Here is a 21,843-nt window from a genome sequence, read left to right as displayed (position 1 = left end):
GGCCCTCACGGCAGCACCCCGGCGACGTCGCCGGCGGCGAGCACGATCACGAGCAACGGGACGACCGCCGTCGGCGCCACCGAGTAGACCTGGTGCTCGGCCACGACGACGCGGGCACTCACGAGCGCCCGCAGGTGGTGGTAGACCTGCCCGGTCGAGTTGAGGTCCAGAGCTTCCTGCAGCTCGTTCGCGCTCGCCGGTGCGCGCAGCAGCCGGCGCACCACGTCGAGCCGGAGCGGATGCCCCAACGCGGCGAGGACGTCGACGGTCACCGGCCCGGGGAGGTCGAGGACGGCTGACGTCGACAGCTGCCGGGACCAGGTCACCGAGCCGGCGAGGTGGACCCGTCCTCGGTACTCGACCGACCCCGCGTCGTCCGAGGCGGGGGCCGGCGGTCGCGCCGGCGCTCCGGTCTCGAGTGCCCGGACGCGGGCCTCGAGCGCGTCGAGTCGAGCCGTCACACCGCGGTCAGCCATCGCGCCTCCTGTGCCGGACCCCGTTCCGGGATTGCGTAATTCCGTAATTACGTCATCCTAGACCGATCATCGTCTCGGAAAGGACAACCCCATGAGCGTCGCCGCCGTCACCGCCGTCGTCCTGCTGGTCGCGGGTGGGCTGTACTGGGCCTACTCCGCGCGCCGGCGGTGAGCACCGACGCGCCACGGCCGTCCGCCTCCGAGGGGAGGGGACGGCCGTGGTGACGGACCCGGACTAGCGCGGGCGTCGCATCGTGCGGTCGCGGATCGCGGCCGCCTCGTCGGCCTCGCGCTTCTGCGGCTCCTCCAGCTTGCGCGTGTCGCGCAGCTCGGCGAACGGTTCGACGTCCTCGGGCAGGCCGGCCCGGATCGCCCGCTCGCGCTGGGTCTCGGCGTTGAACTCCGCGCCGAGCAGCACCGCGATGTTGGTGATCCACAGCCACACGAGGAACACGATCACCGTGGCCAGCGAGCCGTACGTCTTGTTGTACGACCCCGAGAACGACACGTACAGCGCGAACAGCGCCGACGCGACGATCCACACCACGACCGCGATGACGCCGCCCAGCGTGATCCACGTGAAGCCGGGCTGCTTGACGTTCGGACAGGCCCGGTAGAGCAGCGAGAACATCAGGCTGACGATGATGAGCAGGACCGGCCACTTCGCGATGTCCCAGACGAGCACCGCCGTGTCGCCGATGCCGAACGCCGAGCCGATCTGCTTGGCGATCGGGCCGGTCAGCACGACCATCAGCGCGCTGAGCGCCAGCATGACCACGAGGGCGAGCGTGACGAGCAGCCGCACCGGCGCGGTCTTCCAGATCGGCCGGCCCTCGTCGACGTCGTAGATCGCGTTGGACGCCCGCATGAACCCGGCGACGTACCCCGACGCGGACCACAGGGCGAGCACCAGCCCGACGACGAACGCGATGCCGGCAGCCCCCGCCTTGCCCTGCACCTGGTTGATGACGGTGCGCAGGAAGCTCGTGGCACCGCTCGGGGCGACCGCCTGGATGTTGGTCAGGATCGAGTTGACGCTCGACTTGCCCAGCAGCCCGAGGATCGACACGAGAGCGAGCACGCCGGGGAAGATCGCCAGCACCCCGTAGTAGGTCAGTGCCGCGGCGCGGTCGGTGATGTCGTCGTGCTTGAACTGCTTGACCGCGCGCTTGAGGATCGCGAACCAGCCCGCCTTCGGCATCTCCTTCGGGCGGTCGGGAACCGTGCGGTCGCGACCGTTGCGGCGACCGGGGTCGTCGCGGTCGTCGCGGTCACGGTCGGACGACGAGTGCGTTGCCATGAACCCCTCCCGTCAGTACGACCGCGTGGCACGGGTGCTGTCCCCGCTGCCGCCCGCGACGTCGTCCTTGGCGTCGGCGGCCTGGTCCTTCACGTCACCGGCGGCCGACTTCGCGTGCTCGGTGGTGCGGTCGACGGCGTCGGTGGCGGTGTCCTTGAGCGCGGCGGCCGAGTCCTGCAGCGGCTGCTGCAGGTTGCCCGCGACCTCCTTGGCCGACTCGGTGAGCGGCTCGACGACGGCATCGGCGTTCTCCTCGAGCTTCGCCGCCGCCTGCTGCTCGGCCTGGCTCGCGGGAACGAGCGAGGAGAGCAGCCAGCCGACGCCGAACGCGATGAGACCGGCGGCGACCGGGTTGCCCTGGGTCTGCTGACGCAGCGTCTCGGGTGCGGACCCGGTGGCGTCGCCGAGCCTGCCGGCGGCGTTGTCGGTCGCGTCCTTGACCGAGCCCACGGCCGAACCCAGCCGGTCCTTGGCGGCGTCGCCGGCGGAGTTCGACGACCCCATGAGCTTGTCCTTGATCGACGCCGCGCCCTGCTTGACCCGGTCGGTGCGCGTGCCCACGAAGCGGGCCGGCGAGACGCGGTCGTTGAGCCGGGCGACATCGCGGCCGAGCGAGTCGCGGGAGCGGTCGACGTCGGCTTCGAGCTGGTCGGGGTTGCTGCTCATGCGTTCCTCCTCGCCGGCGGCTTGACGGCGCCGGGGATCTTCTTCAACGAGTTGATGGTGCGTTCGGGCTTGAGGCTGATCGAGCGCAGCGTGCCGCGGCCGACGACGAACAGCACGGCCGCGATGACCAGCCACAGGCCGGCCACGATCAGGGCGGCCCAGCTCTGGTCCATGACGTTCGCGAGGGCCCACCACAGGGCCGTCGACAGGAAGACGACGGCCATGATGCCGGCGAACGCCGCGCCGCCGAGCATGCCGGCGCCCTTGCCGACCTTGCCCGCCTCGGCCGAGATCTCGGCCTTGGCCAGCGCGACCTCCTGCTGCACCAACTGCTTGACGTCGCGGGTCACGTCCGAGACGAAGCCACGGACGGCGTCCTTCTCCTGCTGACTCGGCGCGAGGTCGGAGCCGATGCCGGCCACCTCGTCGCGTACCGACGTCACGGGCGCACCTGCCCGCCGGCGGGGTACTCGCCGAGCGCGTCGTGGCGCGGCAGCGGGCCGGTGTCGACACCGCTCCGCGACGGCGCGGGCGCGCGCGTCGGGGTCGGCGTGGGTGCGGCACGGTGCTGGCGGTCGGTGGTCGTGCCCGTGGTGGACGTGCCTGTGGTGGACGTGCCGCTCGAGTCGTCGGTGTGGACGGCGACCGCTCCGCGGGTCAGCCGGCCCGTCACCACGCCGGCGACGACGGCGCCGAGGAGGAAGGCGCCGGGCCGTTCCCGGCCGAGCTTGCGCACCTCGTCGAGGATCTGGTCGGTGTCGCGCGACTCGAGCCAGTCCGCCGCGTTCCGCGCGCGGTCGCGGGCTCGGCCGGCGAGGTCGACGGCCGTCCCGGTCTCGTCGGTGTTGTCGGTCATCGAGGCGAGCTGATCGCCCAGCGAGCGCAGCGTCTCGACGGTGGAGCTCTTCTGTGCGTCGACCTGCTCGTTGACCTGGTCGCGGGTCCGGCCCATCAGGTCGCCGGCGTGCTGCTTGGCCTGGTCGACGACCTCGCCCGCGGCCTGCTTGCCGGTCTCGGCGACGTCGGCCGCCGCCTGCTTGCCGCTCGACGCGACATCGGCCGCCGCGTCCTTCGCCTCGCCGGCGCGCGACGCCACGTCGTTCTGGGGCTGCCCCTGGGCAGCATGTCTCGGGAACTCGTCACTCATTGGCTACTCCGGCTACTCGTGGTGGTGCGTGCGGGAACTGCTGGTGGTCGGTAGGGGACGGGCGCCTCCGGACGAACGGGCCACTGACGGGGGAGGGCGCAGTGCGGGCCGCCAGTAGCCGTAACGGCCCGCACCGCGGTCTGGGTGGTCAGCGCCGGGAACGGCCCTCGTCGGGCGTGTCGATCTGCTCCTTGCGGACCTCTTCGCTGACCGTCTGCTCCTCGGTGACGGTCTCGGTGCCGAGCTTGACGCGCTCCACGGGCACGGTCTCCTTGTCCACGACCGGTCGCTCCGCGTGCAGCGTCACCTCGTGCTCCTCCTCGCTGATCGGCTCGCCGCTCACTGCCTCGTCGCGGTTGGCGTCGGTGATGGGCTCCCGCTCGATGCGGACCTCCTCGTGGCTCACCGGCACCGTCTGGGTCACGTTCTCGGTGACGACGTACTTGCGCAGCCGGGCCCGTCCCGCCTCGACCTGCTCGGTGCCGACGCGCAGCCGCTCCTCCGAACGGGTCATGGCGTCGTCGGTGTTCGGCCCCGAGACGTCGCGGCCCTCGCCGCGGTCCGCGGACCGGCCGGCGCCTTCGGCGTCCGCGACGTCCGCGAGGCGGTCGCGGTCGCCGTCGCCGGTGCGGTCGCCGGTCTCGCGATCGGTACGGCCCGCCGCCGGCTGACCGCCCTGCTGGCCGTCCTGGTCGCCGAGGTGCCCGCGGTAGTGCGCGAAGAGGGCGTCGTTCTCGTCGTCCTCGAGATGCCCGTCGTCGTCGACGTTCGGCGCGTCCTTGACCTGCTCCTTCGTCACCGCGAGCTGGAGGTCGTCGCCGTTGCGCTTCGAGTCGTAGAGCGGGGCGAAGCTCTGCTTGCTGCCGAACAGCCCGGTCGACACGGTGACCCACTGCGGGTCGCCGGTGCGGTCGTCGGTGTAGAGCTGCCCGATCTTGCCGATCTTGTCGCCGTCGACGTCGATGGCGTTGCGGCCGATCAGGTCGAGCAACTGATCCGGGTTCGTCATGTGTCTCTTCTCCTCCGAATTGGGGCCAGTGATGAAACGGGTGCTAAATCGGTGTTATCGTTGCGTCGCGTTACAACGTATTGGGCGCGACTCATTACGCGCGGACCGGGACGGCGGCGCGGTTTATGGTGTTACGGGTCGTCGCATTACCGGAGACGGCGGGCCTCCTGCCGGTCCCGCCCGCTCCGCACAGCTTTTACCGGCAGAAACGGCTACTGCGATGCGCCCGGGTGGGCGCAGCTCCTTCGGTCTGTCCCGCGGTGGTTAATGGCGCGCTTTTCGCTTCGGCTCTGCAACGCGATGCTTACACCGTATACCAGGCCGGCGGTACGGTCTAACCCTCTCGCGCCCATTCATTTCGAAATATGGCCGATGCTCCACGGGCCCCAGATTTCGGGCCCTGGGCGGTGTTCGGAACGCTCCTCGTGGGAAAATTCCGGGTCGGAGGTGGCGATGACTGACAACGGGACGGGTGGCAGTGCGCCCCGGCGCTCCCCGCTGTCGCCGGAGCGGATCATCAGCGAGACCCTGGCGCTGATCGACGAGCAGGGCATCGCCGCCGCGTCGATGCGCACGGTCGCCGATCGGCTCGGCGTGCGGGCGATGTCGCTGTACCGGCACATCGACAACCGCGAGGATCTCTTCGACGCGGTCGTCGAGCGGATCGTCAACGAGCTGTCCGAGGACCCGGACGTGCCGGCCTCGGCCGAGTCGGTCGGCTGGCGCGACTACCTGCGCGGGCTCGCCTGGGGCGTCCGGCGCTACGCGCGGGCGCATCCCCACGCGTTCCCGCTCGTCGCGACCCGGCCGCCCCACGCGCCGTGGGTCAACCCGCCGCTGCGCTCGCTGCGCTGGATCGAGGCGATGCTGGAGACGCTGCGCGCGGCCGACTTCACCGACGACCAGGTGCTGTTCACCTATCGGACCTTCAACAGCTTCCTGCTCGGCTACCTGCTGCTCGAGACCAGCTCGATGGTGCTGGCCGACCCCAAGCCCGGCGACGGGTCCTTCCAGACCGGGGACGACTCCGGCGAGCACGACCCCGTCGACCCGGCCGATCCCGTCCCCGGCGGGGTCAGCCCGACCCGGCGGTCCGAGGTGCGCGAGGCGGCGGCCGAGGCCGACACCGCCACCGACCTCGTGGACGTCACCGGCGACGTCCCGGAGTCGGAGTACCCGCAGATCCACCGACTCCGCCGCGGTCTCACCGAGGACCGTTTCGAGGAGGAGTTCGGCGCGGGCCTCGAGGTGCTGCTCGACCGCATCGCCGCCGAGCTCGCCGGCTGAGCTGGCCCGCCACCAGACGGCCGAGGCGCCGCAGGTGCACCGCTACGGGGGGAACCGGCGCACCTGCGGCTGGGGCGGGGGACCCTCCGACCCCCGGTCTCAGTGGCGGACGGCGCGGCGGTGCCCGACGCGCGTCCAGATCAGCAGGACGATCACGGCCCCGATGACGGAGCCGACGATGCCGGCCGGCTGAAAGAACCCCTCGTCGGCGTCCTTGTGGAAGATCGCGTAGCCGAGGAAGCCGCCGACGAACGAGCCGACGATCCCCAGCAGGATCGTCATGGGGATCGAGAGGTCCTGCTTGCCGGGCACGAGCAGACGTGCGAGGGCGCCGGCGAGGAGGCCGACGACGATGAGGCTGACGATGAGTCCGAGCATGACTGCTTTCCCCTTTCGGTCGGTCACGCGGTGCCGGATGGCCCGCGTGCCGGTCGTGTCGTGCGCGGTCGTGTCGTTGCGACCTGTTCGACCCTCACACCCCTGGGGCTGGTGCGGCACACCCCTGGGGGTGGTTAAGTGCGGGGCATGCCGTCGCCGATCCTGGTCGCCCTCGTCGACGACTACGACGTCGTCCTGACCGGCATCGCGTCGATGCTCGACTCCTACCGCGACCGCGTCCTGGTCGCCGAGATCGACGCCAACGAGCCGCTGTCGGACACCGTGGACATCGCGCTGTACGACTCGTTCGCGCAGCCCGAGTCCGACCACGAGGAGATCGACGTCCTCGTGAAGAGCCCCCGCGCGCGGCGCGTCGTCGTCTACACCTGGAACTTCCATCCGGACCTCGTGCAGGAGGCCGAGCGGGCCGGCGTCGACGGGTACCTGTCCAAGACCCTCAACGCCGACGACCTGGTCGCCGCGCTGGAGGCCGTGCACTCCGGCGAGCACGTGGTCAGCCCCGCACCGCCGCGGGCGCGCAGGGTGCCCCCGGGCGACTGGCCCGGTCGCGCCGAGGGTCTGACCGAGCGCGAGGCCGAGATCCTCGCCCTCATCACCCAGGGCAAGAGCAACGCCGACATCGCGCGGTTGACCTACCTCAGCCCGAACACGGTGAAGTCCTACATCCGCGCCGTCTACCGCAAGATCGACGTCGAGAGCCGCACGCAGGCGGTGCTGCACGGTGTCGCGAACGGGTTCTCGCCCGACCACCACCGCATCGACCACTGGCGCGGTGGGCCGTGACGGCCCGGGTCGGTCCCGACGCGGAGGCCGATCGCGCCGCCGTGGCCGCGCTCGTGCGCACCTTCTTCGCCGCCTTCGCCTCCGGTCCCGACCTCGACGACCGGGTGGCCGCGTTGCGGGCCGCGTTCCTCCCCGGGGCGATCGTGGTGCGGACGTGCGGCACCGAACCCGTGGGGTACGACGTCGACGCGTTCCTCGAACCCCGGCGCGCGCTGCTCGCCGGCGAGATCGCCTGGCAGACCGTCGCGCGGTTCCGCGAATGGGAGCTCACCGGTCGCACCGACGTGTTCGGCGACGTCGCCCAGCACTTCTGCAGCTACGCCAAGGAGTGGGTCGAGGACGGCGTCCGGGTCACCGGACGGGGCATGAAGACCCTCCAGTTCGTCCGGACGGCCGCGGGCTGGCGGATCAGCGCCGGGGCGTGGGACGACGAGCGGCCCGGGTTGGTGCTCGACCCTGCGGGCGACGCCGACGCGTCAGCGTGACGGGATGACGAGCTCCTCGGCGACCCACCGCGCGACCCCGGCGGGGTAGGGCGACGGCACGATCAGCACGACGTGCCCGAAGCCGGCCGCGACCGCCCGGCCGATCGCGTCGCGGGTCGCGCCGGGGTCGTCGTAGGACAGCGGCAGGGCGATCGAGCGGACGACCGCGTCCGGGTCACGACCGGCCTGGACGCACAGGCGGTCCAGCGCCGCGCTTCGGTCGGCCGCGCTCGCGATGTCGTCCGCGGTGAGCCCGCCCGGCACGTTCCAGACGTCGGCGTGCTCGGCGGCGACCCGCAGCGTGGCGGTCGATCGGCCGCCGACGACGATCGGGGGACCGGGCCGCTGGACGGGCTTGGGGTTGCCGTACGCGCCGACGAGGTGGTGGTGGTGGCCGTCGAAGTCGAACGGCTCGTCCTCGGTCCACAGCCGGCGCACGATCTCGCAGGCCTCGGCCAGACTGGCGACGGCGTGCGCGGCGTCGTGGAACGGCAGTCCGTGGGCGTCGTACTCGCGCCGGGCCAGTGGGTGCTGCGGGCGCGAACCGGCGCCGATGCCGAAGTCGAGCCGGCCGTTCGAGACGATGTCGACGGTCGTCGCGATCTTGGCCAGCAGCGCGGGCGGTCGGAACCGGTTGCTCGTCACGAGCAGGCCCAGTCGCAGCCGGCTGGTGCGGGCGGCGAGCGCCGACAGCAGCGTCCACCCTTCGAGCGCCGGACCGTCGGGGTCGCCGAAGATCGGCATCAGGTGGTCGTAGAGCCAGGCGTGCTCGAGCTGCGGGACGGCGTCCGCCTCCTGCCACACGCGCAGCAAGTCGTCGTAGCCGACCTGCGCGGGGGCGGTCATGATGCCGAAGCTCGTCATCAGCGCCGCCGCAACGTGGCGTCGAGCAGCGACGGCGGGGTGTCGAGCTTCTCCGCGGGAGCGAGGTCCGTGCCGGACGCGACGATCTCGTCGACGGCGTCGAGCACGTCGCCGGGCGGCACGGTGTCGGCGGCGGCCAGTTGCGCGTGGAGGTGCTCGATCGTGCGGGGGCCGATGATCGCGGCGTCGACGACGGCGGTGGCGTCGTCCTGCGTGGTGCGGCCGAGGGTGCCGAAGTTCATGGCGCCGAGCGCGAGCGTGCTGACCTGCACGCCGGTGCGCCCGAGGGGGCGGTACTGCACGGGTTCTCCCATCGCGGGGCGGGGTAGGGCGCGCGGTTCGTGGGGATCGCCCGATGCTCTGGCACCATGGAAACGGAACGACGCTCCGATCAACGATACGGAGCATTGTTCCGTTTTGCAAGCGACGGTGGAACGGGGTGGCCGAGGTGACCGACGGGGCGGATGGGGCGACGCCGAGGCGCGCGGACGCCCGACGCAACGAGCAGGCGCTGCTCGCCGCCGCCGCCGAGTGCTTCGTGGCGACCGGCGTCGCGGCCCCGGTGCGCGACATCGCCGCGCGGGCCGGCGTGGGGATGGGCACGATCTATCGCCACTTCCCGACGCGCGCCGACCTCATCGTCGCGGTCTACCGGCACCAGGTGGAGGCCTGCGCCGAGGCCGGGCCGGCCCTGCTCGCGGCCGGCGAGGAGCCCTACGCGGCCCTGGTGCGCTGGATCGACTCGTTCGTCGACTTCCTGGTCGCGAAGCACGGCCTGGCGGCGGTGCTGCAGTCCGACCGGGGCAGCTTCGAGGGGCTGCACGCGTACTTCCTCGACCGGCTCGTGCCGGTCTGCGCGCAGTTGCTCGACGCGGCGAACGCGACCGGCGACGTCCGCGCTGGCGTCCATCCGCAGGGTCTGCTCCGGGCAGTCGGCAATCTCTGCGCCGGGCCCGACGACGACCCCGCCTACGACGTCCGTGCCATGGTCGGGCTGCTCGTCGCCGGGCTACGTCGGCCGAGCCCGACCTGACGCAGTCCGGCGGCTGATCCGTACGTAGGCGTACGGATCAGGCGTGACTCGGGGTACGGCTCGTGCCACGCGTCGAGCTCATGGCGGGGTTCGGGAGGCACGCGGTGCCGAGCTCGGTGGCAGCCAGCCGCTCGTCTCGACGCACCTGCGGGCGCTGCGAGAGGCCGGGCTGGGTCGACGTTCGCGCGGCCGGGCAGCTCTAATTCTCCGTCAACGCATGCAGGTGATCGGCGAGCCGACACGAGAAACGCCGGCCAGCTGCGGCATCCTCTCGGTATGAGGCGATTCGTCACCGTGTCCGGCGTCTGCGTGATCGGCCTGCTGGCCGCGGCCTGCCAGAGCGGCGGGTCCTCGTCCGCCGGGTCGAGCACGCCTGCGGCGCAACCGTCGACGGCCACGACGACCGCCGTCACGACGAGAACGGCGACGGCCACGCGCACCAGCACGGTGTCGGCGTCGTCGCGCCCCACCACCCGGACGGCGTCGAGCAGCAGCGCGGCGGCGGGGCCGGCCGCCTGCCGCACCGGCAACCTGCGGCTGGGCAAGGGGGCGAGCAACGGGGCCGGCGGCACCGCGTACATCACCTATCCGCTGCAGAACGTCGGCGACCGGGCGTGCACGCTCTTCGGCTACCCGGGTGTGTCCGTCGTCGACGACGCCGGGGACATCGTGCAGCACGCGGCGAAGCGCATGCACCCGGGCGCCACGAACGCCACACCGCGCCTCGTCACCCTCGCCCCCGGCGGCAAGGTGACGTTCCTCGTCTCGGCCACCGACACCGATCCCGACCCCGCGTGCCGGGGCACGCGCACCGGCGGCCGGCTGCGCGTCTACCCGCCCAACCAGACGAAGCCGCTCTTCCGGACGGGCACCTTCCAGGCGTGCCGGCTGCAGGTCGGGCCGGTGACCACGCGGTAGCGCGCGGTCAGCGCCGTCGGCCAACCAGTACGCGGTACCAGACGGCGGTGCCGTCGGTCAGTCGCCGGTGCTCGAAGCGGTCGTCGAGCTCGAAGTCGGTGTGCTCGTCGAAGAGGGCGCGGGCGCCGTCGGCGTGCTGCTCGGGACAGGTGAAGGCCAGCCAGTCACCGGGTGCGAACGCGCCCCACGTCCGTACGAGCACGTCCGGTTCGATGTGACCCCCGGTGAGGGCGCCCGCGCTGACCAGCGCGTCGAGCCGGTGTCGGGCCACGAGCTCCGGTGTCGCGACGTCCCCCAGTGCGGCGGTGACGAACTCGGCGTAGAGGCCGGGCCGGTCACGCGCGACGGCCTCGGCGGCGACCGGGCTGATGTCCAGACCGACGACGGGACGCAGCCCGGCGTCACGCAGGGACTCGCCGGAGACCCCGTTCCCGGCGCCGACGTCGAGACAGCGGACGTCACCGACCGCACCGCCGGCCGCGGCGACCCGCCCCGCGAGCGACGACGCGAGCGTGCGTGGCGACGTGCACCCCAACCGCTCCTGCACGACGTGCTCGTACAACCCGGGGACCGCGTAGACCTCGTCGTAGTCGTGGATGCGCAGCGTGCGCCGGGTGCCGTCACGGTGCAGCACGAAGGTCTCGCCGCCCTGCGTGACCGGCGTCGTCGGATCGATCTCGACCTGGAAGTCGTGGGAGTCCTGGGAGGTCATGCCGCCCATCATGTCGTGAGGGGTTCGGCCGGGCGTGGGCGTCCCGCTACCGTCGGGCCGGTGAGCAAGGAGCGCGGCCGCAAGGCGATCGCCACGAACCGGAGGGCGCGCCACCTCTACGTTGTGCTGGACACCGTCGAGGCCGGCATCGTGCTCGTCGGCAACGAGGTCAAGAGCCTGCGCGCGGGTCGGGCCTCGCTCGTCGACGCCTTCGCGACGTTCGACGACCACGAGGCATGGCTGCACCACCTCTACGTCGCCGAGTACGCGATGGGCAGCTGGACCAACCACGCAGTGCGTCGCAAGCGCAAGCTGTTGCTGCACCGCACGCAGATCACGAAGTGGGAGGTCCGCGTGCACGAGAGCGGCCTGTCGATGGTGCCGCTGTCGCTCTACTTCCACGACGGCCGGGTGAAGGTCGAGCTTGCCCTCGTCCGCGGGAGGAAGGCGTGGGACCGGCGCCGCGACCTCGCCGAGCGCGATGCGCAACGCGAGATGGAGCGTGCGTGGTCACGACATCTCGAGACCCGGCGCCGCTGACGTGCCGTCCGGGACCGGCGTGCGGGTGGGCAAAGGCGACGAATGCTCGGGGCGCGCCCGTCCTCGTCCCTCGTTTAGCGTGATCGTGCGCTATACATTTCTCGTGTCGCGGTCGCGAAACGCACGGTGTGTTCCCCGGCCGGGACGAGAATCACGACCATGATCGTTGCGGGCTCTCCCGCATCACCCTTCCAGGAAGGCGCAGTCCGGCATGAACAAGAAGGAACTGATCGAGGCCATCGCGGCGCGTCTGGACGGCGACCGCAAGTCGGCGGCGGCCGCGGTCGACGGCGTGCTCGACGAGATCACCCGCGCCGTGGTTCGCGGCGAGCGTGTCGCGCTCACGGGGTTCGGCACGTTCGAGAAGCGGGTGCGTAACGCGCGCACCGCGCGCAACCCCGCGACCGGTGAGAGCATCAAGCTCAAGAAGACGTCGGTGCCCGCGTTCAAGGCGGGGACGACGCTCAAGTCGTTCGTGTCCGGCGCCACCAAGCTGGCCAAGGCCACCCCGGCGAAGAAGACGGCCAAGTCCGCCGCGGCGGCCAAGGCCACCGGCCCCGCCAAGAAGGCGCCGGCCAAGAAGGCCGCCGTCAAGCGCGCGGGCACGACGACGGCACGCACGACCGCGCCGGCCAAGAAGGCGGCGACGAAGAAGGTCGCCGCGAAGAAGGTCGCCGCGAAGAAGGCACCGGCCACCAAGACGACGGCGCGCAAGACGCCGGCCACGAAGGCGACCGCCCGCAAGGCTCCCGCCAAGAAGGCGACCGCCCGCAAGTCCACGCGCTAGTCGCACGACGCACGTCGCACGTCGCAGGCCCGTCCCGCCGCCGCGGGGCGGGCCTTCGTGCATCCGGGTCCTGTCACTCCCCGGATCGACGGGACCCTGGCCGGGTCCGCCCGGCCGGGAGAGGCTCGGACCGACGACCGGACGTGCCGATCGTCGCGAAGGAGGCCCGATGAGACTCGCCGACCACACCGTTCTCGTCGTCGGTGGTACCTCCGGCATCGGGCAGGGGCTCGCCCACCGGTTCCGCGATGCCGGCAGCACCGTCGTCGTCGGTGGCCGGAACGCACAGCCGGGAAACGATCTCGACGCCGTCCGCGTCGACGTCACCGACCCCGACTCGGTGCGCCGTGCCCGTGACGAGGTGCTGCACGCGCATCCCGACCTCGACGTCGTCGTGACGATGTCGGGCGTGATGCTGGTCGAGGACCTGCGCGACCCGGCGCACATCGCCGCGGCGGAGACGACGATCGCCACGAACCTGCTCGGCACCATCCGGGTCGTCGACGCGTTCACCCCGCACCTCGTCGCGCGTGGCGCGGGAACCGTCGTGACGGTGAGCTCGGGAATAGCCTTTCTCCCGTTCCCGCCGATGCCGAGCTACGGCGCCGCGAAGGCCGGCGTGCACGCCTACACCGAGGCGTTGCGGGCGCAGCTCGCGGGAACGGGGGTCGACGTGACCGAGCTCGTCCCGCCCGCGGTCGCCACCGCGGGTCAGGAGCAGGTCAACCCTGCGGCGCTGCCGTTGACCGCGTACCTCGACGAGGTCGTCGCACTGCTCGCGACCGAGCCGACGCCGCACGAGCTCCTCGTCGACGGCGTTCTCGGACACCGCTGGGCCGAGCGTGACGGCACCTACGCCGACCTCGTGCGACAGCGGTCGCGGGCGCTGGCGATGCTCCCCGGCCGGTGACGGACGTGGGTCGGCGGCTCACTCGACGAGCCGGTCGGGCAGTCCGAACCGGGCGTACGTGCCGATGAACCGCTTGCCCGACCGGCCGGTCGGGCAAGCGGGTGTGCTCCGAGCCCGCCTCGGGACGCGGGGCGCGCACGATGACCGCCGTGACCTCGCGGACGAGGCCGTCGGCGTCGAAGGTCAGCACGGCACGTTCAGGGCGAACGGCAGATAGGCGCCGGCTGGGTCGTCCCAGCAGTAGCAGACCAGCGCGGGACGCGCGGCCGGAACTCATCGGTGGTCGCCGGCACGTGCGAGCATCCCGACCATGCTGGCCGAGAGACGCATCCGCACCCGTACGCCGCAGTGGCGCGCCGTCGCCGAGCGCATCCCCGTCGCCATGGAGCTCACGTCCCGGCTGAACGCGCTGCCGTTCGGCGACGTCGACGCCCGCGCCGCGTTGCTGGCCGAGCTGTTCGGCGCCCCGCCACCCGGGACCGCCGTCGTCCACCCGCCGTTCTACTGCACCCACGGCCTCGGCATCTCCCTCGGCGACCGGGCGTTCGTCGGGCAGGCGTGTTCCTTCCTCGACATCGGCGGCATCACCGTGGGCGACCGCGCGATGATCGCGCCCAAGGTCACCCTCGTCACCGAGGGGCACCCGGTCGGGCCGGCCGAGCGATACGACTTCGTCACCGTCGCGCCGATCGTCATCGAGGCCGACGTGTGGATCGGTGCCGCCGCCACCGTCCTGCCCGGCGTGACGATCGGGCACGGCGCGGTCATCGGCGCCGGCACCGTGGTGGCGAGGGACGTGCCCGCCCTGACCGTCGTGACGGGCGCCGGTCAGGTCGAGCGCAGGCGGCTCGACGCGTCGTCGGACGGCGACGGTTGACGCACCGAGCGCAGGTCCGGTGGCGTCGACAGCCGACCGCGCCCGGCCGACCGGGGCAGGTACGTGCCCGGGGTCTGGCCGGTGCTCCGGCGGAAGGCGTCGACGAACGCGCTGGGCCGGCGGTACCCGACCGCCCGGGCGGTGCTGCTCACGCTCGCGCCGCCGGCGAGCAGGCGGGCGGCCGCCCGCATGCGGACCTGGGTGCGCCAGCTCGCGAAGCTCAGCCCGGTCTCGGCGCGGAACAGGCGTGACAGCGTGCGGACCGACGCGTGCACCTCGTCGGCCCAGGCCGCGAGCTCGCGCTGGTCGGCGGGATCGGCGAGCAGTCGTTCGGCGACGGCCCGGGCGCGGGGATCGGTGGGGACGGCGGCGTGCACGTCCTGGGTCGCCAGCGGGGTGAGCAGCGCGAACATGAGCGCCTCGGCGTGCGGGCGGGTGGGGTGCGCCGGCCCGACCACGTCCAGGTGGGCGACCAGCTCGCGCAGCAGCGTCCCGACCTCGATGCCGGTCGGTTCGCTCCAGGTGATGGGGCAGCCCTCGGCGGCGAAGGTGACGATCGACATCTCGCCCGCGTGCAGCACGGTGCCGGTGTGCTCGACCCCGCCCGGGATCCACAGGCCGTAGCCGGGCGGGATCAGCCACTCGCGGGAACCGGCGATGCCCATCACCGTCGCCGTCGCGGTCCACATCAGCATCGGCTCGGGGTGGGAGTGGGTCGGCAGCCGTTGGTGCCCGTCGGCGGTCCCGCTGTCGATGCGCAGGATCGGCGAGCGATGCGTCGACTCCGGGTTGGCCGTTGCGCGGTATCGGTTGGCCTCCATGCGCATGACAGCCAGCCTAACTTAGGCATGCCTAAGAACAGGAGATGCGCGTGAGCGACGTGATGATCGAGGCCGACGGCCTCGCGAAACGCTACGGCGAGACCGTGGCCGTGGCCGGGGTGAGCCTGTCGGTGCCGACCGGATCGGTGCTGGGCGTGCTGGGGCCCAACGGCGCCGGCAAGACGACCACGGTGCGGATGCTGACCACGCTGACGAGGCCGGACGCGGGGACCGCGCGCGTGGCCGGCCACGACGTCGTGCGCGACCCGCGGGCCGTGCAGGCCGCGATCGGGGTCACCGCCCAGGACGCCACCGTCGACGAGATGCTGACCGGCCGGCAGAACCTGGTCATGATCGGCCGGTTGAGCGGCCTGCGGCGGGCCGACGCGCGCCGGCTCGCCGACGCCCTGCTGGAACGCTTCGAGCTGGCCGGCGCCGCCGGCCGGGTCGTGAAGGGCTACTCGGGCGGGATGCGCCGACGGCTGGATCTCGCCGCGGGGCTGGTGACCCGCCCGCCCGTGCTGTTCCTGGACGAGCCGACCACCGGTCTCGACCCGGCCAGCCGGGTGCGGATGTGGGGCGTGATCCGGGAGCTGGTCGCCGACGGCGCCACGCTGCTGCTGACCACGCAGTACCTCGAGGAGGCCGACGAGCTGGCCGACCGCATCGTCGTGGTGGACCAGGGGCGGGTGATCGCCGCCGGGACGGCGGCGGAGCTCAAGGCCCGGACGGGTGGCGCCCGGCTGCAGGTCACGCTCACGACCGCCCACGCCGCGGCCGCGGGCGCGCTGCGCCGGTTCGCGGCCGGCGACGTCGCGGTCAGCCAGGACGGCCGGCACCTGCGGGCGCCGGTGAGCAGCGGGCCGGGGCTGGCCGGCGCGGTCGTGCGCACCCTCGACGAGGCGGGGATCGGCGTGGACGACGTGGAGGTGCGGCCGCCGTCCCTGGACGACGTCTTCTTCGCCCTGACCGGGCATCCCGCCGACGTGCCGGCCACCGCCGTCCGCGAGCAGGTGTCGGTGTGAACGCGGCGACCACTCCGGTGCACCCGCCGACGCCGGCGCCGATCGTCGCGCCGCTGACCCACGGCCCGCTCCGCCGGATCTCCGACGTGCTGGTGCTCGCCGGTCGCAACCTGGTGCACATCTCGCGGGAGCCGTTCCAGCTGTCGGACGTCACCATCCAACCGGTGCTGTTCACGTTGATGTTCGTGTACGTCTTCGGCGCGGGCGTCGTGCTGCCCGGCAACGCCGCCTACAAGGACTACGCGGTGCCGGGACTGCTGGTCTTCAACCTCGTGACCATCACCGTCGGCACCGGCGTCGGACTCAGCACCGACGTCAACAGCGGCGTGATCGACCGGTTCCGGACCCTGCCGATGTGGCGGCCGGGGATCCTGGTCGCGCGTTCGGTCACCGACCTGCTCACCGCGGTGGTGTGTGCCGCGATCGTCTCCGCGACGGGGTTCGCGATCGGCTGGTCGCCGCACGACGGGGCCGTCCGGGCGATCGCCGCGTTCGCCCTCGTCCTGCTCTTCGGCTACGCCGTCTCGTGGCTGTGCGCGTGCCTCGGCCTGGTCAGCAAGGGTGTCGAGACCGCGCAGGCGCTGGGGCTGCTCGTCCTCTTCCCGATCGTGTTCGTGTCGAACGCGCTGGTGCCCACGCAACGGATGACGCCGTGGCTGCGCGACGTGACCACGTGGAACCCCATCAGCGCCGTCTCGGCCGCCGCGCGCGAACTGCTCGGCAATCCCGATCCGGCCGCGGCGATCGACGCCTGGCCGATGCACCATCCGGTGCTCACGACGCTGCTCTGGACGGCCGGGCTGCTGCTCGTGTTCGACCCGCTCGCCACCGTCCTCTACCGCCGCCGTGCCGCCGACTGAACCCGGGAGGGACCGATCGTGAAACGCCGTCTGCTCGATCGTCTGCTGCACTCGGCGCGCGTGCACTCCGTGCAGCGACGCGCCGCCCGATGGCGTCACGTCACGCTCGTCGGCCCGGAGCTCGCGGAGCTGTCGTGGCAGCCGGGCCAGCACGTCCGGTTGCAGGTGGCCGCCGCCCCCGGCGCCGTCGACTGGCTCGTGGGGACGCTGCGCACCTACAGCGTCTGGGACCACCACGACGACGCGCTGGAACTGCTCGTGTTCGACCACGGGGACGGCCCGGGCGCCGCCTGGGCCCGCACGGCGCGACCCGGGGACGAGCTGCGACTGCTCGGGCCCGAGGGCCGCTTCGTCACCGCGCCCGCCGCCCATCACCTCTTCGTGGGGGAGGAGACGGCGCAGGTCGCCTACGGCCCCATGCTGCGTGCGCTGCCCGCCGACGCCGTCGTGTTCGGCCGGCTCGAGGTCGACGGCCCCGACGAGCGTCTCGATCTCGGGGCGGACGGGATTCCGCGCCACGACGTGGAGTGGAGCTACCGCGGGGGGCGCTCCGCGGCCTCGGCGCAGCCGCTCGTCGACGCCGTCCGCGCCCTCGACCTGCCGCCCGAGCCCGGCATCGCCTATCTCGCCGGCGAGGCACACACGATCCAGCTCGTCCGCCGTCACCTCGTGGAGGAGCGGCAGTGGCCGCGCCGCAACGTCCGCACGAAGCCGTTCTGGACGCCGGGCCGCACGGGGCTCGACTGACGGCCCGCGCTGCCGCGGCGTGGATCAGGTGACGCGGCTCGCGACCGCGGCGACGGCCGCCTGCTGGGTACGCGCCGGAATGTCCGTGCCGACGGCCTGGAAGTCGAGCTCCGCCTCGACCCGCTCGCCGAGGATGTCCACGGTCTTGAGGTAGAGGGTCACCGAGCGGCCCTGCGCGGTCAGCTCGATCCGGGCCGTCAGGTTGATCTGGACGGTGCTCGGCTGGCCGGACTCCCGGCCGCCCACGTGCACCGCGAGCCGGCCGACCTTGCCGCCGGCCGGTGCGCTCTGGCCGATGCGGCTGCGCAACGCGCGCTCGAAGCAGCCGTCGGTCTTGGACGAGGCGAGCACCCGCTGGTTGAAGCGCTTTTGCTCGGCGACGTCGCGCGCCGGCTTGGCCGCGGAGTCGATCTCGTTGTCACCGCTCTTGAAGTCCGGTGAATGGACCTCCGCGGCGTCGTCGGACGCCGGTGGGTTCGGCACGCCGATGCACGACGCCAGCTGGTCGCCGAAGCCGTCGTCGTCGTCGGAACCGTCGTCGGACGTGTCGTGGGCGGCGGCCGTCCAGCCCGACGGCAGGTCGCCCGCGCGCAGCAGCACGGTGCGCAGCGACGCGGTCCCCGGGGCGCTCGTGCCGTTGCCGGACGAGCCGCTGCCCGACGAGCCGCCGGACGAGGTGGTCGGCGAGGTGGTCGGCGAGGTGGTCGGCGAGCCGGAGGAGCGCGGCGCGGCCGGCTGCGACGCGGCGGCGGTGGAGTCGGTGCTGCCGTGGCCGTCGTCGGTGGTGCCGCAGCCGGCGAGGGCCAGGACTGCCGCGAGCACGGCGGCGGGTACGGCGGCAGCGGGCACGAGTCGGGTCATGCGCACGATCCCTCCCAGGGACGAGCTGATCTGGCGGTGGACTCCCGACAGTGCCACACGCGGTGCGCTCGGTTCGGAGGCCCGCGGACGGCCGAGCAGGGCGCCGCGATCGCGATCCGACTCGCGACGCTGCCCGACGACGGCCCCCGCGGCTTCTTCGACGACGACGGCGTCGTTCCCTGGTGACCCGCGGCGGCCGGTCAGCCCTTGACGCGGAAGGTGCGTGTGGTCGAACGGTGGCTCGCGCCCGCGACGCGCACGGTGTACGTGCCCCGGGCCAACCGCACGGTGACCCGGTGATCGCGCTGCCCCTCGACCGTCGTGCGTGACACGACCGCGCGCCGGCCGGACGCCTTCGTGATCGTGGTGGTGTAGCGGCTCGTGCTGGTGCGTCGGTCGGCGTTGTGCAGGCGCATGCCGCACGTGTGGCGGCGGCTGCGTCCCGACGCCGTGGCCGCGCACGACAGCGAGCTGATCCGGGGCGCGGCGTGGGGGACCGCGTCGATCCGGATGGCCATGTTCAGACCCATGGCTCTGCCGTCGCGGTAGCCCATGCCGGCCCACAGCACCGTGTGACCGGTACGGGCCGGGGTGAACGTCATGACGCCGGACGACACCGCGACCGACCCGAAGCGGGGCTCGGAGACGTCCGCGGAATACGTCAGGGCCGACTGGTCGTGGCGTGGGGCGAAGGCGGTCAGATCGAGTGAGACGGGCTGGTCGTCGTAGGTCACGAGATTTGTGTACTCGCGACCCGTGTACGTCCATCCCGGAAGGAGCTCCGTCGCGGAGGCGTAACCCCACATGCCGACCGGGCCTCCGCCGGGACGGCGCGCGACACCGACCGTGTAGACGGTGTAGTACCCGCTCGGTAGGGCAGGGTAGACGTGGGTCACCGTGTCGGGGTCGCTGCACGTCGAGTTGCCGTCGGCCACGTAGTTCGCCTCGGTCGGCGGGTCCGACTGGCAGCTCGTGCCGTCGCCCCAGTCCCAGGAGAGGTTCTCGCCCGAGGCCATCAACGCGCGAGCGTCAGGGGAGAGCTCGAGATGCGCGATCAGCTTGCCGGGGCCGTCGTAGGACGTGACCCGGAACAGCTGACCGTCCGCGTACCACGGCTCCGGATCGTCCGCCGATGCCGTCGCCGGCGCCGCCGCCACGACCAGCAGCGACGACGTCAGCACACCGAACCACTTCGCAAGTCGCATGGTCCTGCCCCTCCCAGGCGGTCGTGCGACGGGAGGCGCCCTCCCGGCCGACCGCGTCGGACGTTAACGGCCGGGTGAGCCGCCGTCCAGGGACGGTCGGTCCTGCCGTCGCCGATGCGGGGCGACATAGGCGGTTGCCGCGGAAATGTGACGTCGTCGGCGGCGGGCGGACGTGCCCGTGGAGCGTCCTGATCGGTCCGCCGTCGACCGCTGTCAGCGGCGTGCCAGCACGTGCCAGCACGTGCCAGCACGGCGTGCGGGGGCTGCCAGCCCGCCCGACCACGGTGTCACCATGACCGCTCTCGATTCGCCTGCCGCGATCACCTCGGCAACCCGTAACCCGTTGCGCTGGGTCGTGTTCGCCGTCGTCTTCGCCGCGAACATCATGGACCTGCTCGACGCGACGATCGTCAACATCGCCGGCCCCGCCATCCACGTCGATCTCGGCGGCGGGGCCAACACGGTGCAATGGCTCAGCGCGGGGTACACCCTCGCGTTCGCCGTCCTGCTCATCGCCGGCGCCCGGCTGGGGGACATCCTCGGCCGGCGCCCCCTCTTCCTCGTCGGCTCGGCCGGGTTCACGATCTTCTCGGCCGCCTGCGCGCTCTCGCCCGACATCGGGGTGCTCATCGCGTTCCGTGCGCTGCAGGGCGCGTTCGGCGCGTTGATGATCCCGCAGGGCTTCGGCCTGATGCGCGAAGCCCTGGACGACAAGGAGTTCGACAAGGCGACGGCCATGTTCGGCCCGGCGATGGGCCTGCCCATGATCGCCGCCCCCATCCTGGCGGGCGCGCTGGTCGACTGGGACCTGTGGGGCACCGGCTGGCGGCTCGTCTTCCTGATCAACGTCCCCGTCGGCGTCGTGTCGTTCCTGCTCGCGTTGCGCACGCTGCCGCGCGGCGCCAGCCACTCCGGCATGAAGCTCGACGTCCCGGGCGTGTGGCTCATCGGCCTCGCCCTCGTCGCCATCATCTATCCCTTGATCGAGGCACAGCCGGAGGGCTGGCCGTTCTGGACGTTCGCACTGCTGGCGGCGGGACTCGTCCTGCTCCTCGTCTTCCTGGTGTGGGAGAAGCGGCGCAGGTCCGACGCGCTGATCGAGCCGTCGCTGCTGACGAACCGCAACTACCTCAGTGGGATCGCGGTGGCGCTCGCCCTGTTCGGCGCCTTCGGTGGCCTGCTGCTGTGCGTGTCCCTCTACGGTCAGCTCGGCGAGGGCTGGTCGCCGATGCACGCGGGCCTCACCCTGATGCCGATGGTGATCGGCATGATCGCCGGCATGGTGGGCGGGACGATGGCGGTCGCCAGGCTCGGCCGCCACGTGCTGCACATCGGGCTGCTCGTCATCGCCGCCGGCGTCGCGACGCTGGCGCTCACCGTCACCGGCGCCACGTCGGCGTCGTCCTGGGACCTGCTGCCCGGCCTGTTCCTCGTCGGCGCGGGTGCCGGCGCGAGCATCGGGCAGCTGTTCCAGTTCATCCTGTCGAGCGTGTCCATGCGCGAGGTCGGCTCGGCCTCCGGGGTGCTGGAGGCGACGCAGCAGCTCTCGACGTCGCTGGGCGTCGCGATCCTCGGCACGATCTTCCTGTCGGGCTTCGGCGAGCACCTGCCGACGCACGCGCTGACCGTGACGGCCTGGGCCTGCCTGGCGCCGATCGCACTCGCCTTCGCTCTCGTGTTCCGGCTGCCGATGCGGGCCCGCGCGGAGTCGGCCGCCGCGTGAGGCGCGGCGGCGCGCCGGTGACCGCCGGGCCCGGTCGGGTCACGGCGGAAGCCGGCGCGGCGGCCGGCGTAGCGTCTGGGCGCATGGCGCGCCATCGTTCCCCGGTCCCCACCGCCCCGGCCGTCGCGGCCGGCCTCGTCGGTGGGTTCGCCGCCGCGCGCTACTCCGGGCGCCGTGAGCTGGGCGGCGTCGTGCTCGCCGGCGCAGGTGCCTGGTGCGCGCGGTCCTGGCTGCGCTCGTCCGGTCCCGGGGTCGCCGGGGTGCTGCTCGGCACCTACCTCGGCGCTTTCGGCGGCTCGCACGGGCTCGCGAAGAAGATCGGCGCGTGGCCCGCCGTCCTCGCCGTCACCGCGGTCGCGTCCGGCGCCGCGTACGCGCTCGCGGACCGGACCGACACGTCCTTCTGAC

General features: G+C 72.5%; 27 protein-coding genes and 3 pseudogenes. 16 read left to right on the top strand and 14 right to left on the bottom strand.

Annotated features, from left to right (window positions below):
* Positions 1-5 precede the first annotated feature (5 nt).
* The 6 genes from BUE29_RS03800 to BUE29_RS03775 all read right to left on the bottom strand — a co-directional run bounded on the left by BUE29_RS03800 (position 6) and on the right by BUE29_RS03775 (position 4,598).
* Positions 6-476 carry an ArsR/SmtB family transcription factor gene (locus BUE29_RS03800; protein WP_073386086.1) on the bottom strand — a complete coding sequence of 157 codons (471 nt, stop codon included), beginning with the start codon at positions 474-476 and terminating at the stop codon, positions 6-8.
* A gap of 235 nt (positions 477-711) precedes the next feature.
* A complete protein-coding gene (locus BUE29_RS03795; protein ID WP_084180657.1) occupies positions 712-1,776 on the bottom strand; it encodes a YihY/virulence factor BrkB family protein in 1,065 nt (354 codons plus the stop codon).
* A gap of 12 nt (positions 1,777-1,788) precedes the next feature.
* A complete protein-coding gene (locus BUE29_RS03790; protein ID WP_073386083.1) occupies positions 1,789-2,442 on the bottom strand; it encodes a DUF3618 domain-containing protein in 654 nt (217 codons plus the stop codon).
* Positions 2,439-2,885: a phage holin family protein gene (locus BUE29_RS03785; protein WP_084180656.1), complete on the bottom strand. Its 447-nt coding sequence runs from the start codon at positions 2,883-2,885 to the stop codon at positions 2,439-2,441. The genes BUE29_RS03790 and BUE29_RS03785 overlap by 4 nt, the downstream gene beginning before the upstream one ends.
* Positions 2,882-3,589 carry a hypothetical protein gene (locus BUE29_RS03780; RefSeq protein WP_143167957.1) on the bottom strand — a complete coding sequence of 236 codons (708 nt, stop codon included), beginning with the start codon at positions 3,587-3,589 and terminating at the stop codon, positions 2,882-2,884. The genes BUE29_RS03785 and BUE29_RS03780 overlap by 4 nt, the downstream gene beginning before the upstream one ends.
* Before the next feature lie 148 nt (positions 3,590-3,737).
* Complete coding sequence (locus BUE29_RS03775; RefSeq protein WP_073386077.1) at positions 3,738-4,598, bottom strand: PRC and DUF2382 domain-containing protein; 861 nt, start codon at positions 4,596-4,598, stop codon at positions 3,738-3,740.
* 453 nt (positions 4,599-5,051) lie between these two features.
* Between BUE29_RS03775 and BUE29_RS03770 the strand changes: the two genes are divergently transcribed.
* Entirely contained in the window at positions 5,052-5,885 is an 834-nt protein-coding gene (locus BUE29_RS03770) for a TetR/AcrR family transcriptional regulator (RefSeq protein WP_073386986.1), read from the top strand.
* A 99-nt stretch (positions 5,886-5,984) separates the two neighbouring features.
* Here BUE29_RS03770 and BUE29_RS03765 read toward each other — a convergent pair whose 3' ends face one another.
* Complete coding sequence (locus tag BUE29_RS03765) at positions 5,985-6,263, bottom strand: GlsB/YeaQ/YmgE family stress response membrane protein (protein ID WP_073386074.1); 279 nt, start codon at positions 6,261-6,263, stop codon at positions 5,985-5,987.
* Between the two features lie 147 nt (positions 6,264-6,410).
* Between BUE29_RS03765 and BUE29_RS03760 the strand changes: the two genes are divergently transcribed.
* Both BUE29_RS03760 and BUE29_RS03755 read left to right on the top strand, forming a co-directional pair.
* Entirely contained in the window at positions 6,411-7,067 is a 657-nt protein-coding gene (locus tag BUE29_RS03760) for a response regulator transcription factor (RefSeq protein ID WP_073386071.1), read from the top strand.
* Complete coding sequence (locus tag BUE29_RS03755; RefSeq protein ID WP_073386068.1) at positions 7,064-7,552, top strand: DUF4440 domain-containing protein; 489 nt, start codon at positions 7,064-7,066, stop codon at positions 7,550-7,552. The genes BUE29_RS03760 and BUE29_RS03755 overlap by 4 nt, the downstream gene beginning before the upstream one ends.
* Here the strand turns inward: BUE29_RS03755 and BUE29_RS03750 are convergent.
* The 3 genes and pseudogenes from BUE29_RS03750 to BUE29_RS23595 form a co-directional block, all read right to left on the bottom strand.
* The gene (locus BUE29_RS03750; protein WP_200800019.1) at positions 7,544-8,398 is read right to left on the bottom strand and encodes an LLM class flavin-dependent oxidoreductase; all 855 of its coding nucleotides are present in this window, start codon (positions 8,396-8,398) and stop codon (positions 7,544-7,546) included. The two genes, BUE29_RS03755 and BUE29_RS03750, sit on opposite strands and share 9 nt — an antisense overlap.
* Positions 8,399-8,415: 17 nt before the next feature.
* Positions 8,416-8,607, bottom strand: a pseudogene (locus BUE29_RS23600) (aldo/keto reductase); the annotation flags it as partial.
* Positions 8,587-8,718, bottom strand: a pseudogene (locus BUE29_RS23595) (aldo/keto reductase); the annotation flags it as partial. The pseudogenes BUE29_RS23600 and BUE29_RS23595, both read right to left, overlap by 21 nt.
* Before the next feature lie 146 nt (positions 8,719-8,864).
* Between BUE29_RS23595 and BUE29_RS03740 the strand changes: the two are divergent.
* The 3 genes from BUE29_RS03740 to BUE29_RS03730 are packed head-to-tail and all read left to right on the top strand — an operon-like array spanning position 8,865 to position 10,367.
* A complete protein-coding gene (locus BUE29_RS03740) occupies positions 8,865-9,449 on the top strand; it encodes a TetR/AcrR family transcriptional regulator (RefSeq protein ID WP_073386983.1) in 585 nt (194 codons plus the stop codon).
* A 43-nt stretch (positions 9,450-9,492) separates the two neighbouring features.
* Positions 9,493-9,729 (top strand): ArsR family transcriptional regulator, encoded by a 237-nt coding sequence (locus BUE29_RS23590; protein WP_073386059.1) that lies wholly within the window; start codon positions 9,493-9,495, stop codon positions 9,727-9,729.
* Positions 9,726-10,367: a DUF4232 domain-containing protein gene (locus BUE29_RS03730; RefSeq protein WP_073386056.1), complete on the top strand. Its 642-nt coding sequence runs from the start codon at positions 9,726-9,728 to the stop codon at positions 10,365-10,367. The genes BUE29_RS23590 and BUE29_RS03730 overlap by 4 nt, the downstream gene beginning before the upstream one ends.
* Positions 10,368-10,374: 7 nt before the next feature.
* On the opposite strand, the gene BUE29_RS03725 is transcribed toward BUE29_RS03730, so the two are convergent.
* A complete protein-coding gene (locus tag BUE29_RS03725) occupies positions 10,375-11,079 on the bottom strand; it encodes a class I SAM-dependent methyltransferase (RefSeq protein WP_143167956.1) in 705 nt (234 codons plus the stop codon).
* Between the two features lie 60 nt (positions 11,080-11,139).
* On the opposite strand from BUE29_RS03725, the gene smpB reads away from it, so the two are divergent.
* The 4 genes from smpB (at position 11,140) to BUE29_RS03705 (ending at position 14,193) form a co-directional block, all read left to right on the top strand.
* Entirely contained in the window at positions 11,140-11,619 is a 480-nt protein-coding gene (smpB, locus tag BUE29_RS03720; protein WP_073386050.1) for an SsrA-binding protein SmpB, read from the top strand.
* Positions 11,620-11,830: 211 nt separating this feature from the next.
* Positions 11,831-12,406, top strand: coding sequence for an HU family DNA-binding protein (locus tag BUE29_RS23585; RefSeq protein WP_073386047.1), 576 nt, complete (start codon positions 11,831-11,833; stop codon positions 12,404-12,406).
* Positions 12,407-12,575: 169 nt separating this feature from the next.
* Positions 12,576-13,316: an SDR family oxidoreductase gene (locus BUE29_RS03710; RefSeq protein WP_073386044.1), complete on the top strand. Its 741-nt coding sequence runs from the start codon at positions 12,576-12,578 to the stop codon at positions 13,314-13,316.
* 310 nt (positions 13,317-13,626) lie between these two features.
* Positions 13,627-14,193, top strand: coding sequence for a sugar O-acetyltransferase (locus tag BUE29_RS03705; protein ID WP_073386041.1), 567 nt, complete (start codon positions 13,627-13,629; stop codon positions 14,191-14,193).
* On the opposite strand, the gene BUE29_RS03700 is transcribed toward BUE29_RS03705, so the two are convergent.
* Positions 14,145-15,020: a helix-turn-helix domain-containing protein gene (locus BUE29_RS03700; protein WP_084180653.1), complete on the bottom strand. Its 876-nt coding sequence runs from the start codon at positions 15,018-15,020 to the stop codon at positions 14,145-14,147. The genes BUE29_RS03705 and BUE29_RS03700 overlap by 49 nt on opposite strands.
* Positions 15,021-15,064: 44 nt before the next feature.
* On the opposite strand from BUE29_RS03700, the gene BUE29_RS03695 reads away from it, so the two are divergent.
* The 3 genes from BUE29_RS03695 to BUE29_RS03685 are packed head-to-tail and all read left to right on the top strand — an operon-like array spanning position 15,065 to position 17,646.
* A complete protein-coding gene (locus tag BUE29_RS03695; protein WP_143168001.1) occupies positions 15,065-16,039 on the top strand; it encodes an ATP-binding cassette domain-containing protein in 975 nt (324 codons plus the stop codon).
* Positions 16,036-16,899, top strand: a complete 864-nt coding sequence (locus BUE29_RS03690) for an ABC transporter permease (RefSeq protein ID WP_084180652.1) — start codon at positions 16,036-16,038, stop codon at positions 16,897-16,899. The genes BUE29_RS03695 and BUE29_RS03690 overlap by 4 nt, the downstream gene beginning before the upstream one ends.
* A gap of 18 nt (positions 16,900-16,917) precedes the next feature.
* Positions 16,918-17,646, top strand: a complete 729-nt coding sequence (locus tag BUE29_RS03685; RefSeq protein ID WP_234971332.1) for a siderophore-interacting protein — start codon at positions 16,918-16,920, stop codon at positions 17,644-17,646.
* Positions 17,647-17,670: 24 nt separating this feature from the next.
* Here BUE29_RS03685 and BUE29_RS03680 read toward each other — a convergent pair whose 3' ends face one another.
* On the bottom strand, positions 17,671-18,507 hold the full coding sequence (locus BUE29_RS03680; protein WP_073386031.1) for a hypothetical protein: 837 nt from the start codon (positions 18,505-18,507) through the stop codon (positions 17,671-17,673).
* Positions 18,508-18,579: 72 nt separating this feature from the next.
* On the opposite strand from BUE29_RS03680, the pseudogene BUE29_RS23580 reads away from it, so the two are divergent.
* Positions 18,580-18,693 (top strand): annotated as a pseudogene (locus BUE29_RS23580) (dehydrogenase); the annotation flags it as partial.
* Positions 18,694-18,707: 14 nt separating this feature from the next.
* Here BUE29_RS23580 and BUE29_RS03675 read toward each other — a convergent pair.
* The gene (locus tag BUE29_RS03675) at positions 18,708-19,712 is read right to left on the bottom strand and encodes a hypothetical protein (RefSeq protein ID WP_143167954.1); all 1,005 of its coding nucleotides are present in this window, start codon (positions 19,710-19,712) and stop codon (positions 18,708-18,710) included.
* Between the two features lie 292 nt (positions 19,713-20,004).
* On the opposite strand from BUE29_RS03675, the gene BUE29_RS03670 reads away from it, so the two are divergent.
* On the top strand, positions 20,005-21,435 hold the full coding sequence (locus BUE29_RS03670; protein WP_073386025.1) for an MFS transporter: 1,431 nt from the start codon (positions 20,005-20,007) through the stop codon (positions 21,433-21,435).
* A gap of 83 nt (positions 21,436-21,518) precedes the next feature.
* The gene (locus BUE29_RS03665; protein ID WP_073386022.1) at positions 21,519-21,842 is read left to right on the top strand and encodes a hypothetical protein; all 324 of its coding nucleotides are present in this window, start codon (positions 21,519-21,521) and stop codon (positions 21,840-21,842) included.
* Position 21,843 lies beyond the last annotated feature (1 nt).

This window comes from Jatrophihabitans endophyticus (assembly GCF_900129455.1).
GTDB classification, from domain to species: Bacteria; Actinomycetota; Actinomycetes; order Mycobacteriales; family Jatrophihabitantaceae; genus Jatrophihabitans; species Jatrophihabitans endophyticus.
Note: the sequence above shows the minus strand (reverse complement) of the source record. Positions and strands in the feature narration are given on the sequence as shown.